The sequence below is a fragment of the Paenibacillus sp. JT22N15 genome, from assembly GCF_059383755.1.
The window spans coordinates 400,725-418,266 of record NZ_JBXENV010000005.1 but is presented as its reverse complement, the minus strand read 5'-3'; the positions used below and the strand labels follow the sequence as shown (position 1 = coordinate 418,266).

Sequence of the window (17,542 nt, the reverse complement as noted above, 5' to 3'; positions counted from 1 at the left end):
TTCAATATTCCTTACATAAACTTAACACTATATGTACTGGTTTTCTTACGCGAATCTATTTCTATTATTTAGAAAAAATAGTACAATTGCCTTGTGCTTCCAAACAAGGAAGCCACTCTAATTAAACCAACTACTAGAAGCGGAGGTTTGATGATGAAGGGTAATTTTTTGAAGCGATTGACGGCAGGAGCACTCATCTTTGCAATGTCTTTATCGGCAGGCACAGCAGTTTCCTTAGCGGAGGGGCCGTCTGATCCGGCTCCCGTCCTACAGCCCGCAGGAAGCGCCAATGGCAAAAAAATTCTGTTCGACAACGCCCATGCCCAAACAGCAGGTGCGGCAGATTGGGTCATTGACGGCGGCTTTTCCGATTTTGGACAAGCTCTTGCAGGCAAAGGCTATTACGTCAAGGAGCTTCGCAAAAGCGGCCCTATTACGCTGGCAGACTTAAGCAGCTATGACGTCTTCGTTATTCCTGAAGCGAACGTGCCGTTCAAGACGAGCGAGCAGCAGGCTATGCTTTCGTATGTGCAGGGCGGAGGCAGCATTTTCTTCATCGCAGACCACTATAACGCAGATCGAAATAAAAACAGATGGGATTCCTCTGAAGTATTCAACGGCTATAGACGAGGAGCTTGGTCGAATCCCGCGCTGGGCATGAGTACAGAAGAAGCCAGTTCAGCTGCTATGCAGGGTGTAGCCAGCTCCGACTGGCTGTCGAACAACTTCGGCATGCGCATCCGTTACAATGCACTAGGCAACGTAAACTCAGGAACAATCGTTCCTTCCTCGCAATCTTTCGGCATTACTAGCGGCGTTACTTCCGTGACGATGCATGCCGGATCGACCATCGCCATTACAGACCCGACTAAGGCAAAGGGAATCGTATACATGCAGCAGACTTCTGCCGCTTGGGGCAATGCGGTGGATCAGGGCGTCTATAATGGTGGAGGAATTGCTGAAGGACCTTATGTCGCGATCGGCAAGAATAGTCTTGGCAAAGTAGCCGTGATCGGCGACTCTTCCCCTGTCGAAGACAGCACGCCTAAATATTTGCGCGAGGAAACAGGCGGCTCCAAAACGACGTACGACGGCTTTACAGAAGCGAGCAATGGCGCACTGCTCGTACAACTAGTGGACTGGCTTGCTGTTAAAGAAAGCTACACGGCACTGAATCAAGTAAGCGGCCTTACGCTTGACAATGCAACAGCTTTGCTTGCTATAGAATCGCCACAAACGTCAACCCAACCGCAAGCTGAGCCATGGGCAGCACCAGCGGCCGGATACAAATGGTGGGACAGCTCCACCTTCAAGCAAGGCTCCTACGGCTATGCCTCAACGTCGCAGCCGCCAACCTCTGGCGCTGTAAACGAAACCTTCGAGACAGGCACGAAAGCAGCCTATACAGCCGCTTCGGTTACGCTCGGTTCAGGCTCGTGGACCTTCGATAATGCGCTGCTTGGCGATCTATCTACAGACAAGAAAAATGGCACCAAATCCGCACGAGTCAGAGCGGCAGGCTCCATCTATATGAATTTCAATGTGACAGGCGGCGCGACTACCGTCAAGGTGAAGCATGCGAGCTTTGGCAGCGACACGGGAGCGACATGGAAGCTTCAAAAGTCGCTTAATAGCGGCTCCACCTGGACGGATGTCGGAAGCACCTACTCCAGCATCCAGTCATTGACGGAGCAGACGATTACTGTAAATGAAACCGCAGCGGTACGCTTCAAAATTGTAGTTGCCGGCACATCCGGCAGCCGCTTGAACTTCGACGATTTTACAATCGTCCAGTAATTCCAGCCTCCCAAGGAAATACAACAAAATACAACAAAGAAGCCCTTCAGGCACTTGTGCAGCTGCATGAAAGCTTAAGCAGCCAGCCAGCGCCCGAAGGGCTTTTTTTCTCATTGAATTTTTCATTGAATTTCTGATGGATATTCCGCTTCATTCCTCTACCTTGCGCACATCCACCGTCACCTTCAACGTCTGCTGCCCGCTACCACGATACACGCCCTTTACCGGAACGATATCTTTATAATCGCGTCCATGGCCCAGCTTGACGTAACGCTCGCCGACAGGAGCTTCATTCGTCGGATCGAAGCTGCACCAGCCAAGCGACGGCACGTAAGCCTCCACCCATGCATGGGACGCCTGCTCAAAATCTGCCGTTCCGCCTTGCAAATCGCCAACAAAGTGGTAGCCGCTCACATAGCGGGCCGGAACCTGCTGCGAGCGGCAGCAGGCAATCATGAGATGGGCAAAATCCTGGCAGACGCCGCGCCTGCGTTCGAACATGTCGCTCGCTTTCGTATCCACCGTTGTAGCATCCGGATCATAGACGAACTCGTTGCGGATTTTTTGGGATAGCGCTAGCAGCCAGCCATATACGCTCATGCCGTCGTTTTTCCGATCCTCTACGCCCACTGCATATGTCTCCACTTCCGGGCTGAGCGCCGTGTAAGCAGTAGGCAGCAGAAACTCTACGAAACGATTACCCGCATCCTCTGATTGCAGCCATTCCCAAGCGACTTCAGCCGCTCCGCCGCCATTCAGAGCAGCTGCCTGCTGCTCTGGTGTAAGAGCCTCCTTCGTCACAACCGTCATTTGCGAGCGGATCGTCAGCTTCCGGTGCGAGCCGTTCACCGAAAACGAATGCACCCGATTGCCGAAAAAATCCTCATAGCTGAACAGCGGCGCATTCGGCTCTACCGCAATGGATTGCTGGTAGCAGGACTGGCGTTCATCTGTACTCGGCGTCAGACGAATTTCATTGACACTGTCCGTAACCGGCGTCCCATAATCGTATTGCGTCACATGCGAAATATTCAGCTTCATGCACTGGCCTCCCCCATGCGAAAAAAGGTTTTGGCGAAGGTGCCGCCCAGCGTCTGGCAAGCCTCCAGCAAATGACCGACAATGGCCCCTTCGCGGTCCAGCAGTATATCTTCCCGATCCAGGCAGGCGAGATCCGCCTTCACCTTGCTTACTTGGCGAATAACCTTGTCATGCGCTGAGCGCAGCTGCATATCCTGAAAGCGGATATAACGCATATGCTCATCGAGCGTATGCAGCGCGAAATGCACGGACCTTGGAAACACTTCATTTAAGATGACAAAATCAACAATGGACTCCACCGACATGCCATCGGCATAATAGCGCCGGAATACCTGATAGCCACTCAGCGAACGCAGCATAGCCTGCAAGTACGAGTATGCGCCAGACGCATTGCTCCAGCTCTCGCCGCTCGCAAGAACCGTATTATAAGCGGCTTTAATAATTCGCAGCGTATTTTCAGCCCGTTCCAAATAACGGCCGCATTCAATAAAATGCCACTCATTCTCACGAGGCATGACGGACTGGCTGATGCCTTGGAACAGCGCCGTCCATTCCTTGATTTTGCCGAAAAACAAATGCGGCGATTCCGACATTAAATCCTCGGGCTGCTTCTCCCGCAGCCACAAATAAAAGCCGTTGACCGCATCCCACATCTCGCTCGGCGCCTTCTCGCGCAGCGTGCGCAGATTGCCCCGCGCATGGCTGACGCAGGACACAAGCGAATTCGGATTGTCGCGGTCAAGCGTCATGTACCGCAGCACATCCTGCTCGCTGTAGCTGCCATATTGCTGGACATAGGACTCTCTGCTGCCCAGCGCATCTACGATGCGCGACCATTTGCAGGTCGGAGCTGCCATTCCTTGCCCTTGCTCGGCCGCCTCCGATTCTGCGCCATCCTCCGCTTGCAAATGATAGTGAACATCGATCAATCGCGCATGGTTTTCCGCCCGCTCCATGTAGCGTCCAATCCAAAACAGCGCCTCCGCATTCCGATTAAGCATAGCCATCCCTCCGATTATTAGGCTCCCCGCCTCATTGTTCCGTGCCGGCTTACCGGCTTAGCAGCTTTACCGCTTAGAGGCTTCGAAATATATGGGCCTAGCGGCTGAGCACCCACGTATCTTTAACCCCGCCGCCTTGCGATGAATTCACGACGAGCGAGCCTTCCGTCATTGCCACACGCGTCAGCCCGCCCGGTATGACATGCGTCTCCTCGCCCATCAACGCAAAAGCTCTTAAATCGATATGGCGCGGTGCCATAATGCCATCCATCATTACCGGCGCTCGAGAAAGCCTCATCGTCGTCTGGGCGATATACCGCTCTGGATCGAGCTTAATCGCCTCAGCGAACGCTTTGATTTCCGCTGGCGTCGCGCTAGGGCCAATTAACATGCCGTAGCCGCCGGAAAGCGAGGTTTCCTTGACAACCAGCTCCGCGAGGTGGTCCAGCACGTATTCCCGCTCTTCCTTGCGCGACAAAATATAGGTTGGCACATTATGCAAAATCGGCTCTTCGCCCAAATAATAGCGAATCATATCCGGGACATACGCATACACCGCCTTATCGTCAGCAACGCCGGTACCCGGGGCATTAGCAATCGCCACATTGCCTGCGCGATACGCATTCATCAGCCCTGGAACCCCAAGCAGGGAATCCGGCTGAAAAGCAAGCGGATCTATAAACTCATCATCGATCCGCCGATAAATAACATCCACTTTGCGAAGCCCGCGCAAGTCCCGCAAATAAATGTTGTGATCCTTATAAACGAGATCGCGGCCTTCCACAAGATGAATGCCAAGCTGCTGAGCGAGGAAAGTATGCTCGTAATAGGCCGAATTGTAGGAGCCCGGCGTAAGCAGCACTATAAGAGGATCTCTTTTGCCGCTTGGCGCAAGAGAGCGAAGCGAGCTGAGGAAGCAGTTGAGGCTGCGCTCGATGCTTTGGACAGACGAGGACAAATACAGGTCATGAAACAGCTCGCTCATTAGCGTTCTGCCCTTGAATAAGTAAGAGAAGCCGGAAGGGGAACGCAAATTGTCCTCCAGCACAAAATAACGCCCCTTCTCATCTCGGATCAAATCGATGCCAGAAGCTGTAATGTACACGCCTGACGGCACATCCAGCCCCACCATTTCCGGGCGGAAATAAGTATTGGACACGATCATTTTGCGGGGGATAACGCCATCTTTTACAATGTGCTGTTGGTGGTAGATGTCATGGGTGAAGGCGTTCAGCGCGCGGATGCGCTGGCGTACGCCGCGGTCAATATTGTCCCACTCATGCCGGGGAATGACACGGGGAATATAGTCGAACGGAATCGTCCGCTCCAGAGGCTCATTTTGATTGCTGCTGTACAGCGTGAAGGTAATACCTTCCTCCATCATTCGCTGATTAAGAGCATGCTGGCGAATACCTAGCTCAGAGGGCTTCATTTTTCCGAACATGCGATGAACGCTTTCATAGTGGGGACGAACTGAAAAATCCTTTTCAAACATTTCATCATAAAAAGATTGTGAATCGTAAAAATGCGACTGCGACTGTCTGGCCGTCGACATGCCAACCGCCTCCTCCAAGATGGCTCAACCTCACATGTAAATCCTGTAACAATAATGATCGTTTTTGATCCAACGGCAGATTAATGTTAGTTTTTATGACGTTAAATTTCATAAAATCGTCCATTTCTGTAGCTCAATCATACTAAAACCGAATATTCATGTCAACTTATATATCATACAAAAAAGCCGAAATCCTCAGACGCGAGAATTTCGGCTTCTTCTTAATGTTATCTACTATAAAATGCGGCCTATGAAGAGGTTGCATTAAGCTTGTTCAAATCTTTGGCGACATCATCGACCATTTTCACAAAAGCAGCAAGCTCCTGTGATTTTGCCGCTTGATTACGCGCCTCCGCCGAAGTCTGATCGGACTCCCTCCGAACCGAATTAACCTTTTTCTCAATTTCACTAAGCTTATTTTGAATCGTTTCTTGTGCTCCTCGTGACGATGCAGCCAGCTTGCGCACCTCATTGGCAACAACCTCGAAGCCCCGACCATGATCTCCGGCTCTTGCTGCTTCAATGGCCGCATTCAGCCCAAGCAAATGCGTCTGATCGGCAATTTCCCGAATCATCGTACCCATTTCTGTAATGCCATCCAGCTCGCCCTGCAGCTCGCCAAGCAAAGAATGCGCTTTCTCTTGTGAATCTGAAGTAGACAATGCTGTAGCTGCAATCGATTGGGCGCCTTCTTCCAGCTCAACCATTAAACCAGCCAGCTGCTGCACCGCTTCCGTTACAGTCGACAGCATCGTTGCACGCTCATCCGCCAGCTCCTGCACCTTCGTCTGCTCTGCGCGGTTATACGCTTCAAGCACAAATTGCGAGTCCAAATTGAACATTTTGGACAAGGAGTGAATAACCGGCTTCCATCCATCTGGAAGCACACGCTCAAATACATCCGTCGCAATGTTCAAGTAAGTCATGTATGTACCTAAATACCAGTCGGTTGTCAGGCCAATCCGGGAATGCACAAGCCCGATTTTTATCCGGTTTTCAATAAATGCTTCATCAATAACGCCGTCCGCAAGAGACAGCCAATATTCGCGCTGCGTCCCTTTCAAACGATCCACATTGCTAAATTTCTTCATTAAAGCTACCATTTCGGGATAGAGTCCCACATTATCATAGAAACGATCAACAACCTCGTCGACTACCTGCTTAAAAATAGGCCTGCACTCCGCGAGCAGCTGCAAATCCTGTTCCTTGATTCCTGTATAGTCCAACTGACGCTTACGTTCTACTGTGACATTAATCATTGAACAACCCCCAGTCTCTAAATAAATACCAACTGCTATATTAAGTATATCGGCATTCAGCTTCATAAAGGTAGACATTTCTTTAATAATTCAAGAGAATTTGTTGAGATCTCTACAAAATTCACCGAAAAAGCTGAATCCATAGTCCCATTTTTCCAGTCCTCCTAACCTATTCTAGCTTATTCGCGCTTTATTTTCACCCAGACAGCGACAAGAAGTTCGGCGGGCAGCTGCTCCACCGAACTTCTTGATCTTCTCTTATTTGGATCGTTAGCGATTAAGCAGGCTGCCTACATAACGCAGCAGCTCATTAGCACATACGGGGCAATAACCGTGGTCATCAATCAACCGCTTCGTCACTTCGTTTATCCGCTTGAGCTGGATTTCATCCGGCGTCTTCGTGGAGGTCGTAATTTTCACGATGTCCTTAAGATCGGTGAACAGCTTTTTCTCCACCGCTTCACGCAGCCGCTCGTGGCTGGTGAAATCGAATTTTTTCCCTTTCCGGGAATACGACGAGATGCGAATCAAAATTTCTTCGCGGAACGCTTTTTTCGCATTTTCAGAAACGCCAATCTGCTCCTCAATGGAACGCATCAGGCGCTCATCCGGATCAAGCTCCTCGCCGGTGAGCGGATCTTTGATTTTAGCCCAGTTGCAATAAGCCTCAATGTTGTCAAGATAGTTTTCGAACAACGTACGCGCCGACTCCTCATAGGAATAGACGAATGCCTTCTGAATTTCTTTTTTGGCCAGGCCATCGTATTCCTTGCGCGCAACCGAAATAAAGTTCAAATAACGCTCCCGCTCCTCCTTCGTAATGGATGGATGCTGGTCGAGGCCGTCCTTCAAGCCGCGAAGCACATCGAGCGCATTAATGCACTGCATATCCTGCTTGATCAGCGCGCTCGAAATCCGGTTGATGACATAACGCGGGTCGATGCCGGACATGCCTTCCTCGGTATATTCGGTCTGCATTTCCTTAAGATCGGCATCCTTGAAGCCTTCGATTTCCTCGCCGTCGTACATCCGCATCTTCTTCACCAAATCCATGCCCTGCTTCTTCGTCTCCTTCAGACGGGTAAGTATGGAGAAAATAGCAGCAGCGCGAAGTGCATGCGGAGCAATATGAATATGCTTCATGTCGCTCTGGCCAATGAGCTTCGTATAAATTTTTTCTTCCTCGGACACCTTCAGGTTATATGGAATCGGCATGACGATCATCCGAGACTGGAGCGCTTCATTTTTCTTATTGCTAATGAAGGATTTGTACTCCGTCTCGTTCGTGTGGGCAATAATTAATTCATCAGCGGAAATAAGCGCAAACCGCCCCGCTTTAAAATTGCCCTCCTGCGTTAAGGACAGCAGGTTCCACAAAAACTTCTCGTCGCATTTCAGCATCTCCTGAAACTCCATAAGCCCCCGGTTCGCCTTGTTCAGCTCGCCGTCAAAACGATAAGCACGCGGATCGGATTCCGAGCCAAATTCTGTAATCGTGGAAAAATCGATGCTGCCGGTTAGATCGGCAATGTCCTGCGACTTTGGATCAGATGGGCTGAACGTACCGATGCCCACGCGGTTATCCTCCGAGATGAATACGCGCTCCACCTGAACATTTTGAATATCGCCGCCGTATTCGGTTTGCAGCCTCATCTGGCAGGAGGGGCATAGATTGCCTTCAATCCTAACGCCAATCTCCTGCTCAATCTCGCCTCTCAGCTCATGCGGAATGAGATGCAGCGGCTCTTCGTGCATCGGGCAGCCTTTAATCGCATAGACGGCGCCGCGTTTCGTTCTGGAATATTTCTCAAGCCCCTTTTTGAGCATCGTAACCAGCGTCGATTTCCCTCCGCTGACAGGACCCATTAGAAGCAAAATCCGTTTGCGCACATCAAGCCTTCGCGCCGAGGAGTGGAAATATTCCTCCACCAGCTTTTCAACAGAGCGGTCCAGCCCATAAATTTCCTGCTCGAAAAATTTGTACCGCTTCTTCCCATCCCTCTCCTCGACTCCATAGGATTCAATCATTTCATAGACACGCGCGTGCGCCGTCATGGCCGGGGTTGGATCCTGTCTCAGCAGTTCAATATAATCCTTGAAAGATCCACTCCAGGCCAGCTTCTCACTCTCTGCTTGATATTCCGATATTCGCTTGAAAATGTCCATGCCGTGCCTCCTCCCATCGCTTCCGCAATACGCAATTTTTCACTTCGCTCGGCATTTGCTTGCAAGAACCTCAGCGAGTGGAACTAACTTTATTGAAGTATTACATGTCTATGCTTATTCCGCGTGGAAATTGACCACTATTTTAGGCGGTAATCATGCATATTGCGACAAATACGCTTGCAGCGCGGGTTTGCTTGGACAAATAGATTCGATCTGCCCGCACTCCCTATCCTTTGTTATAATAGTTAGAAGAAAGTGGGGGAATGCACGTGGCAGTCAGTAAGGAAGAGGAGCTTTACGGCCCGGTAAAAGCTTATTATGAAGCGCGCGGCTTCGTCGTCAAAAGCGAGGTGCTGCACTGCGATCTCGTCGCGATGCACGCGGATACCGAAGAAACCATTATCGTGGAAATGAAAAAGACGTTCAATCTCGCCCTGCTGCTGCAGGGGATTGAACGCCTTCGTATAAATGATCAGGTTGTGCTCGTAGTCGAGCGCAATCGTAAAAAAAACGGCGCGCACAACCAGCGCTTCGGTGAAATTACCGAGCTGTGCCGCATGCTCGGCATCGGCCTTATGACCGTCACCTTCTTCAAGACGAAGGCGCCTGTCATTGATGTGCTATGCGAGCCCGGCGAGGCGCCGCAGCGCGGAACGCGCCGCAAGAAGCAGGCGAGGCTGCTTCTTGAATTTCGCGAGCGCAGCGGCGATTATAATGTAGGCGGCAGTACCGGCCGCAAGCTGGTGACCGCCTATCGCGAGAAGGCGCTGCGCTGCGCCTACGCGCTCCAGCAGCTGGGAGAGGCGCACTCGCCTAGCCAGGTTGCTGCGCTGACGAGCTTCCCGCGCAGCGGCGCTGTGCTGCGCGACAATTACTATGGCTGGTTTGAGCGACAGCAGCGCGGTAAATACCGCCTGCTGCCTGCCGGAGCAGCCGCCTTGACCGAATACGCCGAAGTCATCGCCGATTGGGTGGCCGCTTTGCCAAGCAATCAAGCGGGGCCAAGCACAACTGCTGCACCTGGCGAATCGCAGGCAGCTTTGGTCTCCCGTGCTCCTCGCCGTCCTAGCAAGCGGCGTTCATCGTCCCGCTAATGGCCAAGACATCGGGCATCATGTACTGGGCATATTGGCATCGGGCATGCAACCGCAAACTCGATGCTTCTGCGAGCTGCAAGGTTAGGAGCGGGCCGTAAACTCGCGGATCGCTTCCGCAAAGCGCTCTACGCCGAGTGCTGTCTTGGCTCCGATGTTATAGGTAAAGTTAAGCCTCGCCGTATTACGCTGCGGGTCATAAGCATAGAAGGAGCTTCCGGGTACGAAAGCAACGCCCTTCTGAACGGAAGCCCGGAGAAGCGCCTCTGCATCAAGACCTTCCGGCAGCTCCACCCATAGGAACATGCCGCCCTTCGGCTCAATCCAGCGCAATCCTTCAATATGCTGCTGCACAAGCAGCCCTTGCATTTCGCGCATCCGCTCCCCGTAGGAAGCTGAGATAACTTTAATATGCTCATCGAGCGGGAAGTTATCCAGCAGCTCGCTGACGATTTGCTGATCAATCGCGCTGGAATGCAAATCTGCCGCCTGCTTCGCTTTAGCCATCATAGCAATGACTTCCGCTGGACCCATTGCCCAACCTGTGCGCAGCCCTGGCGCAACCGTCTTCGAAAAGGTACTCGTATAAATAACCGAGCCTGAACGGCCCGCTTGCTGGTCAAGCGCAAACAATGTCGGATAAACAGCATTTACATCATATTTTATTTCCCCGTATGGATCATCTTCCAAGATTGGCACACCATAAGAGCTGCAAAGCGCCAGCAGCTGCTGCCTGCGCTCCGTGCTCCAGACGCGCCCCGTCGGATTGCCGAAGGTAGGCACGGCGTACACTAGCTTTGGACGATGCTCGCGAATAAGCCGCTCCGCATCCTCCGCTACAATGCCATGCTCATCGCTGTCCGCAGCAATGACATTTAAGCCATTCATCTCAAACACCTGCAAGCAAGCGAGATATGTCGGCCTTTCTACCAATATCGTATCGCCAGGCTCGGTCAGCACTTCAACAATGAGGCTGATCGCCTGCTGGGAGCCTGTCGTCAGCAGCATTTCGTCAGGGCGTACGTTCATGCCCTTATGTCCCATACGCTCGCACAGCTGTTCACGCAGCGGCATAAAGCCCTCGGTCAATCCGTATTGCAGAGCGCTTGCGCCCTTCGTAAACACGCGATCGGCAGCATCGCGAATCGCCTGCACCGGAAACAGCTCCTCGGCCGGCAGCCCTCCAGCGAATGAAATCATATCCTTGCCCTGCGTCAGCTTGAGAATATCTCTTACGACCGATGATTTGAGAGCGGTCACTCGTGATGAAAAACGGTAATCCATGGTTCGACTCCTCCTAAGATACAAGCTTTAACGCTTATAGTTCTATGTTATCAAGGTACAGCCCATATTTAAAGTTTTCTTTTTCGGGCAGGTTGGGTATAATGAAAACAGTTGCATGAGGATTTTGGAGGTGCCATTAATGTCCATCACATTCATTATTGTAATGACTGTATTCGTCTTGTTCTTGACGGCTATGTTCACGTCTTCTTACAACGATGACAAAACCAAAGGCCTGTAAGCTGAACTATCAGCTTGCACCAAAAGAAGCTTCTCCGAAGGAATGCAGCTAAGGCTGCTCCATGGGGAAGCTTCTTTTTGATACCACCTATTATGCATGTATGAGGTTAGCGGGCGAGCTGGCTCATTTCAGCCACACAAACGCCGCATAAAAAACGTTCTTTAAACTCGCGGACTTCTTCCATAGAACCACAGAACACACATTTCGGACGGTAACGCTCCAAAATAATATGGTCGCCCTGCACTAAAATTTCAACCGGATCTCCCTCATTCATCTGGTAACGTTTACGCAACGATTTTGGAAGAACGATACGTCCGAGTTGATCTACTTTTCTTACTACACCTGCTGGTTTCATCGTTGTTCACCTCTCCTGTGTCTAGTTTGCAAGCCTTTTTCGTGAAACCCCGACAGTTCATTTCTTTAACGCTCTGCCTCTGTTTCCCCATTCTGCTTCTCTCTTTAGGTAATGCTTTAAGTAATTCCTAAATTAAACCCTTAAGTAAATTCTTCACCTTGCCGCCAAGCTTTGAATCTGCTAGAACTAAAACTGTTCGTAAGCCGCCTCTATTTTAAGACAGTCCTGGAAAATCGTTCTGTCTAAGCGCCTCGTACACGATGATTGCCGCCGAATTGGATAAATTAAGCGATCTGACCTTATCCGTCATTGGCATCCGAATGCATGTACTTAAATTAGCTTCAATCAGCTCTTGAGGCAAACCTTTCGTTTCCTTGCCGAATACGAAAAAATCCCCATCCTGGTATTGAAACTCATTATAGGCTTTGACCGCCCGCGTGCTGGCATAGAAATACCGCCCATCAGCATACTGCTCCTGCAGCTCCTGAAAGGAATCATGGTACTCGACATGAACCGCATGCCAATAATCCAGGCCTGCGCGCTTCAGCGTCTTGTCATCCGTTTGAAAGCCCAGCGGACGCACCAGATGCAGATGCGCACCGGTTGCCGCACATGTCCGCGCAATATTGCCCGTGTTAGCGGGTATTTCCGGTTCTACTAACACAATATGAAATGCCATCTTCTTGTTGTCACCCCTTGTCCCTTGCCTATTATACATGAATTACTATTTTATTTAAAATAGGAATGAAATTTTACATCCCGTTAACGTACTCTTAATCCCTACTTGAACGTCTAACTTCATAATGTAGTCATGAGCAAAGACATGTTTAGGATAAGGGAGGCTTAATAAGACAACATGTTGAAGAAGAAAATTCTCGTCGTCGATGACGAGCCCTCCATCTCCATGCTGATTGAATTCAACCTGAAGCTAGCCGGATACGACGTCAGATGCGTAGATGACGGAGAAGCCGTTTTTGATATGCTGCGCCCCTTTCGGCCAGATCTCATCGTTCTCGATTTAATGCTGCCGAAGATGGATGGCATTCAAGTGTGCCGCGAGCTGCGCAAGCAAAACAACGCCGTTCCCATCGTCATGCTGACCGCCCTGCAGGATGTTACCGATAAAATTGCTGGCCTCGATAATGGCGCTGACGACTATATGACCAAGCCGTTTAGCCCGCAGGAGCTGATTTCGCGCATCCAAGCGATTTTCCGCAGACTGCAATCGCTGCCTGGCGCAGCACCGTCAAGCGCCATTGACATTGGCCGCATGTCGGTACGTCCCGATGAACGAGAAGTGCTGATTGATGGCAAGCTGATCGAGCTGACGCCGAAGGAATTCGAGCTGCTCGTCTTCCTCTGCAAGCATAAAGGCAAGGTGCTGAGCCGCCAGCAGCTGCTTCATGGCGTATGGGACTATCACTTCCTCGGCGATACCCGTATCGTAGACGTCCATATTAGCCATCTCCGCGATAAAATCGAAAAAAACGCCCGGACCCCCGAATATATTATGACCGTTCGTAACGTAGGCTATAAGCTGCATGGCCCAAGCGCTCTGGAGCAAACCCTTGCCTAATTACACGAAAGAACCGCCCGTTCCTTTCATAAGCGAAAGGAGCGGGCGGTTTTTCTATCTTTTAATTACGGACAGCCGCAATTAGCCGTTGTTTTTTTGGAATTCTGCCATAAACTCAGCAAGCGCCTTGCAGCTTTCCAGTGGAACCGCATTGTAAGTCGAAGCGCGAAGCCCGCCAACATCACGATGTCCTTTCAAGCCAACAAAACCTTCTGCTTCGGATTGCTTAATAAATTTCTTCTCAAGCTCTGCATCCTGCAAGCGGAATGTAATGTTCATAAGCGAACGGCTCTCTGGAGCAGCAAAGCCATAATAGAAACCGCCGCTTTGATCAATCGTATCGTAAATGAGCTTTGTTTTGTCGCGGTTGTATTGATTGATTTGGGCGACTCCGCCTCTTGCTTTAATCCATTTCAGCACCAGATTGACCATATAAACCGAGAAGGAAGGCGGCGTGTTGTACAACGAGCCTGCTTTCGCATGGGTATCATAGCGGAAAATAGCTGGAATCGTCTTAGGGCTTTCTTTAATAAGATCATCGCGAACGATGACAACCGTCACACCCGAAGGACCGAGGTTTTTCTGGGCGCCTGCATAAATCAGACCAAACTGGCTGACATCTACCGGACGGCTCAAAATATCACTCGACATGTCCGCGATTAGTGGAACATTGCCCGTTTGCGGGAATTCAGCAAATTGCGTGCCGCCAATGGTCTCATTTGTCGTAATGTGCAAATAAGCAGCTTGATCTGGCAGCTGAATGTCGGAAAGTGCCGGAATGCGGTTGAACTTGTGAGCTTCGGAAGTAGCAGCTACGGCTGTCTCGCCAAGAAGCTTCGCTTCCTTGATTGCTTTCTCTGCCCATGCGCCAGTCATTACATAAGCGCCGACTTTGCCTGGGGTAAGGAAATTCATTGGAATGGTTGCAAACTGCGTACTTGCGCCGCCTTGCAGCAGCAGAACATGATAATTGTCAGGAATGCCGTAAATTTCGCGAAAAAGAGCCTGTGTCTCATTGTTAACTTGCTCATACAGCTCGCTGCGGTGCGACATTTCCATAATGGACATGCCAGCGCCTTGATACTCCACGAATTGCTGCTGAGCCTGCTCAAGTACTTCGAGCGGTAAAGCGGCCGGTCCTGCATTAAAATTGAATGCTCTCTTCATCTTCGGATAACCACCTTTAGTTATTAACATGATAACGCTATAATAGCAATTTTAAAGGCCCGCTTCAAGTAGTCTGGTGTCTTTTCGTGACAAAAGTCGAACACTTTATTATTGATTTCTTGTTAATATTCGGTTTTCTTCAATAAAAGGTGTTTTGCTGCCGCTTTCATTATTAACGGCGTGAGGCGATAAATTAGACTTTTTGTCATTTCACTCTAGCGAATAGGCAGAAAAAAAGAGCCCCCATATAGGGAGCTCCTTCAACGTTCATTCTAGCAATCGAAGTACAGGCTGTACTCGTGCGGATGAACACGGATCGATACTGTTTTTGCTTCATTACGTTTGAATGCAACGTAGTTAGCGATGAAATCTTCAGAGAATACGCCGCCTTCAGTCAAGAATTCGGAATCTGCTTCCAAAGCGCTAAGCGCTTCGTCAAGCGTACCTGGTACGCTGCGGATATCCTTCTTATCTTCTTCTGGCAATTCGTAAATGTTTTTGTCGAAAGGACCATAGCCCAAAGCAACTGGATCAAGCTTGCGCTTAATACCGTCAAGACCTGCAAGCAGCATAGCTGCAAACGCGAGGTAAGGGTTGGCAGTGGAGTCAGGCGTACGGAACTCGATACGACAGCCTTTAGGTGTAACGGAAGCGATTGGAATACGAATCGCAGCCGAACGGTTACCTTTGGAGAACACCAGGTTAACTGGAGCTTCGTAGCCAGGAACCAGACGTTTGAACGAGTTCGTGCTCGGGTTAGTGAGCGCGATCAACGCTGGAGCGTGGTGCAAAATTCCGCCGATGTAGTTCATAGCCAGCGGGCTCAGGTTGCCGTAAGCACCTTTTTCAAAGAACAAAGGCGTGTCGCCATCAAAGATGGAGGAGTGAACGTGCATACCGCTACCGTTATCGCCAAACAGCGGCTTAGGCATGAAAGTTGCAACTTTTCCATATTGGCGAGCTGTGTTGTGAACAATATATTTGTATTTCATCAGGTTGTCAGCTGTTTTAGTCAGCGTGTCGAAACGGAAGTTGATTTCTGCTTGACCAGCAGTCGCTACTTCGTGGTGATGACGCTCAACGCGAAGACCTGTTTCTTGCATCAGGCGAACCATTTCGCTGCGGATGTCTTGTTGGGAGTCAACCGGAGCTACTGGAACGTAACCGCCTTTAACTGGAACTTTAAAGCCAAGGTTTCCGCCTTCTTCTTTGCGGCCGCTGTTCCAGCCAGCTTCTTCGGAATCAACCGAATAGAAGGAAGTGTTCATCGAGCTTTCGTAGCGAACATCGTCGAAAATGAAGAATTCGGATTCCGGAGCGAAAAATGCAGTCGTGCCCACACCGGATTTTTGCAGAAACTCTTCCGCTTTTTGAGCGATGCTGCGCGGATCGCGCTCGTAGCGTTCGCCATCAGGCGTATGAATGTTAGACATTACGTTTAGAGTTGGGTGATCAGTGAAAGGATCGATAAATACCGATTCAGGATCTGGCATCATAACCATATCCGACTCTTCGATTCCACGGAAACCCGGGATCGAGGAACCGTCAAAAGCTACACCATTTACGAAAGTATCGGCGTCAACTTCTGTCGAAGGAAGGGTAATGTGGTGCGCATGACCAAAAAGATCCACGAACCGGAAATCTACAAACTGAATGTTGTTTTCTTTAATTGTGTCCAAAACATTTTGAACTGACATCAGATATTTCCTCCATTTCCGAACATTTGCTTAGTATTGAACGGGTAACGTTCTCCTATCGTTCCAAACCATGACGTTATTATAAAACTACGATATTATCATCGTCAATAGTTATGTGAGGTATTTTTTATTCGCATGTTAGCTATACTTACAGGTTTACACATTTGTTCACAATTCCTCCTACACGGCAAAAGGAAAAGCCGTAATCCCCTTATTTACATAGGAATTAACGGCTTTATAGGTCGATTATATTTTCCACTCTTTGAAAGCTTCTGCTGGCGCCTTCTCCGTGTTAAATTCTTTCCCAACAATTGGTGCGAGCTTTTCCAAATCCTTTAATAAATTAGCGAACTGGTCCGGAAACAGTGATTGTACCCCGTCCCCAGTCATCGAATTATCTGGATCTGTATGCATTTCCACGATCAGTCCATTCGCTCCAGCGGCTACTGACGCCTTCGACATTGGCTCTACAAGCTCGCGGCGGCCAGTGCCGTGACTTGGGTCAGAGATGACTGGCAAATGGCTGAGGCTTTGCAATACAGGAATAGCTGACAAGTCAAGTGTATTTCTTGTGTAGGTCTCGAATGTTCGGATTCCGCGTTCACACAGCATAACGTTCGGATTGCCTCCAGCAAGAATATATTCCGCTGCATTTAGGAATTCATCGTACGTTGAGCTGAAGCCCCGTTTCAGTAAAACAGGCGTTTGAATCGTTCCGAGCTTGCGGAGCAGGTCGAAATTTTGCATATTGCGCGTGCCGACTTGGAGAATATCCGCATATTCGGCGCATACATCTACGTATTCCGGCGTCATTACTTCGGTAATCGTCAGCAAGCCATGCTTGCGTCCCGCTTCCGCCATCATAACCAAGCCTTCAACGCCAACGCCTTGGAAGCTGTATGGGCCTGTGCGAGGCTTAAAGGCTCCACCGCGAAGCACCTGGCCGCCAGCCGCTTTAACCAGTCGGGCGATTTCATCAATTTGCTCTGGTGTTTCGACTGCGCATGGGCCGCCCATAATAACTAAATTATTTCCGCCAATTTTAACGCCTTTAATGTCAATAATGGTATCATCTGGGTGAAAATCACGGCTTGCAAGCTTGTAGGACTTGGAAATTTTAATAACATTTTCAACGCCCTTGAGCTGGCGAAGATGCTCGGCTAATGTAGGTGCTGCACTCCCAATAATACCAATTACGGTACGGTCTGTTCCTCTTGATACATGGGCTTGAACGCCTGCTGCTTCAATATGGGTAACAATTTCAGCAATTCTTGCTTCTTCAATATGCGGATTAGTAATTACGATCATGTCA

At 49.9% G+C, this 17,542-nt stretch carries 14 protein-coding genes; 3 read left to right on the top strand and 11 right to left on the bottom strand.

All coding sequences use genetic code 11. The features are described 5' to 3' along the window. The first annotated feature begins 150 nt into the window (after nt 1-150). Nucleotides 151-1,797, top strand: a complete 1,647-nt coding sequence (locus AC50X8_RS12695) for an Ig domain protein group 2 domain protein (protein ID WP_494864095.1) — start codon at nt 151-153, stop codon at nt 1,795-1,797. A gap of 150 nt (nt 1,798-1,947) precedes the next feature. On the opposite strand, the gene AC50X8_RS12690 is transcribed toward AC50X8_RS12695, so the two are convergent. The 5 genes from AC50X8_RS12690 to AC50X8_RS12670 all read right to left on the bottom strand — a co-directional run bounded on the left by AC50X8_RS12690 (nt 1,948) and on the right by AC50X8_RS12670 (nt 8,819). Beyond that, nucleotides 1,948-2,838 (bottom strand): transglutaminase family protein, encoded by an 891-nt coding sequence (locus AC50X8_RS12690; protein WP_494864096.1) that lies wholly within the window; start codon nt 2,836-2,838, stop codon nt 1,948-1,950. Further along, nucleotides 2,835-3,839: an alpha-E domain-containing protein gene (locus AC50X8_RS12685; RefSeq protein ID WP_494864097.1), complete on the bottom strand. Its 1,005-nt coding sequence runs from the start codon at nt 3,837-3,839 to the stop codon at nt 2,835-2,837. The genes AC50X8_RS12690 and AC50X8_RS12685 overlap by 4 nt, the downstream gene beginning before the upstream one ends. Nucleotides 3,840-3,936: 97 nt before the next feature. Continuing rightward, the gene (locus AC50X8_RS12680) at nt 3,937-5,394 is read right to left on the bottom strand and encodes a circularly permuted type 2 ATP-grasp protein (RefSeq protein WP_056039623.1); all 1,458 of its coding nucleotides are present in this window, start codon (nt 5,392-5,394) and stop codon (nt 3,937-3,939) included. 248 nt (nt 5,395-5,642) lie between these two features. Then, nucleotides 5,643-6,653, bottom strand: a complete 1,011-nt coding sequence (locus AC50X8_RS12675) for a globin-coupled sensor protein (RefSeq protein WP_056039620.1) — start codon at nt 6,651-6,653, stop codon at nt 5,643-5,645. A gap of 270 nt (nt 6,654-6,923) precedes the next feature. Further along, nucleotides 6,924-8,819: a PrkA family serine protein kinase gene (locus AC50X8_RS12670; RefSeq protein ID WP_056039617.1), complete on the bottom strand. Its 1,896-nt coding sequence runs from the start codon at nt 8,817-8,819 to the stop codon at nt 6,924-6,926. A 269-nt stretch (nt 8,820-9,088) separates the two neighbouring features. On the opposite strand from AC50X8_RS12670, the gene AC50X8_RS12665 reads away from it, so the two are divergent. Next, a complete protein-coding gene (locus tag AC50X8_RS12665) occupies nt 9,089-9,913 on the top strand; it encodes a DUF2161 family putative PD-(D/E)XK-type phosphodiesterase (RefSeq protein WP_494864098.1) in 825 nt (274 codons plus the stop codon). An 84-nt stretch (nt 9,914-9,997) separates the two neighbouring features. Here the strand turns inward: AC50X8_RS12665 and AC50X8_RS12660 are convergent, their stop codons facing one another. The 3 genes from AC50X8_RS12660 to trmL all read right to left on the bottom strand — a co-directional run bounded on the left by AC50X8_RS12660 (nt 9,998) and on the right by trmL (nt 12,469). Beyond that, nucleotides 9,998-11,197 (bottom strand): aminotransferase-like domain-containing protein, encoded by a 1,200-nt coding sequence (locus AC50X8_RS12660; RefSeq protein ID WP_494879985.1) that lies wholly within the window; start codon nt 11,195-11,197, stop codon nt 9,998-10,000. A gap of 344 nt (nt 11,198-11,541) precedes the next feature. Continuing rightward, on the bottom strand, nt 11,542-11,790 hold the full coding sequence (locus tag AC50X8_RS12655; protein WP_046228684.1) for an AbrB/MazE/SpoVT family DNA-binding domain-containing protein: 249 nt from the start codon (nt 11,788-11,790) through the stop codon (nt 11,542-11,544). 214 nt (nt 11,791-12,004) lie between these two features. Continuing rightward, entirely contained in the window at nt 12,005-12,469 is a 465-nt protein-coding gene (trmL, locus tag AC50X8_RS12650) for a tRNA (uridine(34)/cytosine(34)/5-carboxymethylaminomethyluridine(34)-2'-O)-methyltransferase TrmL (protein ID WP_056039608.1), read from the bottom strand. A 177-nt stretch (nt 12,470-12,646) separates the two neighbouring features. On the opposite strand from trmL, the gene AC50X8_RS12645 reads away from it, so the two are divergent. Continuing rightward, nucleotides 12,647-13,366: a response regulator gene (locus tag AC50X8_RS12645; RefSeq protein WP_046228682.1), complete on the top strand. Its 720-nt coding sequence runs from the start codon at nt 12,647-12,649 to the stop codon at nt 13,364-13,366. 81 nt (nt 13,367-13,447) lie between these two features. Here AC50X8_RS12645 and serC read toward each other — a convergent pair whose 3' ends face one another. From serC to aroF, 3 genes are all read right to left on the bottom strand, one after another. After that, nucleotides 13,448-14,533, bottom strand: coding sequence for a 3-phosphoserine/phosphohydroxythreonine transaminase (gene serC, locus AC50X8_RS12640; RefSeq protein ID WP_056039606.1), 1,086 nt, complete (start codon nt 14,531-14,533; stop codon nt 13,448-13,450). Nucleotides 14,534-14,805: 272 nt separating this feature from the next. Then, on the bottom strand, nt 14,806-16,230 hold the full coding sequence (glnA, locus tag AC50X8_RS12635; RefSeq protein WP_056039603.1) for a type I glutamate--ammonia ligase: 1,425 nt from the start codon (nt 16,228-16,230) through the stop codon (nt 14,806-14,808). A 246-nt stretch (nt 16,231-16,476) separates the two neighbouring features. Then, a complete protein-coding gene (gene aroF, locus AC50X8_RS12630; protein WP_056039600.1) occupies nt 16,477-17,538 on the bottom strand; it encodes a 3-deoxy-7-phosphoheptulonate synthase in 1,062 nt (353 codons plus the stop codon). Nucleotides 17,539-17,542 lie beyond the last annotated feature (4 nt).

Coding starts and splice junctions, on each gene's coding strand:
- AC50X8_RS12695 (WP_494864095.1), top strand. CDS start 151: ATGATGAAGGGTAATTTTTTGAAGCGATTGACGGCAGGAGCACTCATC.
- AC50X8_RS12690 (WP_494864096.1), bottom strand. CDS start 2,838: ATGAAGCTGAATATTTCGCATGTGACGCAATACGATTATGGGACGCCG.
- AC50X8_RS12685 (WP_494864097.1), bottom strand. CDS start 3,839: ATGCTTAATCGGAATGCGGAGGCGCTGTTTTGGATTGGACGCTACATG.
- AC50X8_RS12680 (WP_056039623.1), bottom strand. CDS start 5,394: ATGTCGACGGCCAGACAGTCGCAGTCGCATTTTTACGATTCACAATCT.
- AC50X8_RS12675 (WP_056039620.1), bottom strand. CDS start 6,653: ATGATTAATGTCACAGTAGAACGTAAGCGTCAGTTGGACTATACAGGA.
- AC50X8_RS12670 (WP_056039617.1), bottom strand. CDS start 8,819: ATGGACATTTTCAAGCGAATATCGGAATATCAAGCAGAGAGTGAGAAG.
- AC50X8_RS12660 (WP_494879985.1), bottom strand. CDS start 11,197: ATGGATTACCGTTTTTCATCACGAGTGACCGCTCTCAAATCATCGGTC.
- AC50X8_RS12655 (WP_046228684.1), bottom strand. CDS start 11,790: ATGAAACCAGCAGGTGTAGTAAGAAAAGTAGATCAACTCGGACGTATC.
- trmL (WP_056039608.1), bottom strand. CDS start 12,469: ATGGCATTTCATATTGTGTTAGTAGAACCGGAAATACCCGCTAACACG.
- AC50X8_RS12645 (WP_046228682.1), top strand. CDS start 12,647: ATGTTGAAGAAGAAAATTCTCGTCGTCGATGACGAGCCCTCCATCTCC.
- serC (WP_056039606.1), bottom strand. CDS start 14,533: ATGAAGAGAGCATTCAATTTTAATGCAGGACCGGCCGCTTTACCGCTC.
- glnA (WP_056039603.1), bottom strand. CDS start 16,230: ATGTCAGTTCAAAATGTTTTGGACACAATTAAAGAAAACAACATTCAG.
- aroF (WP_056039600.1), bottom strand. CDS start 17,538: ATGATCGTAATTACTAATCCGCATATTGAAGAAGCAAGAATTGCTGAA.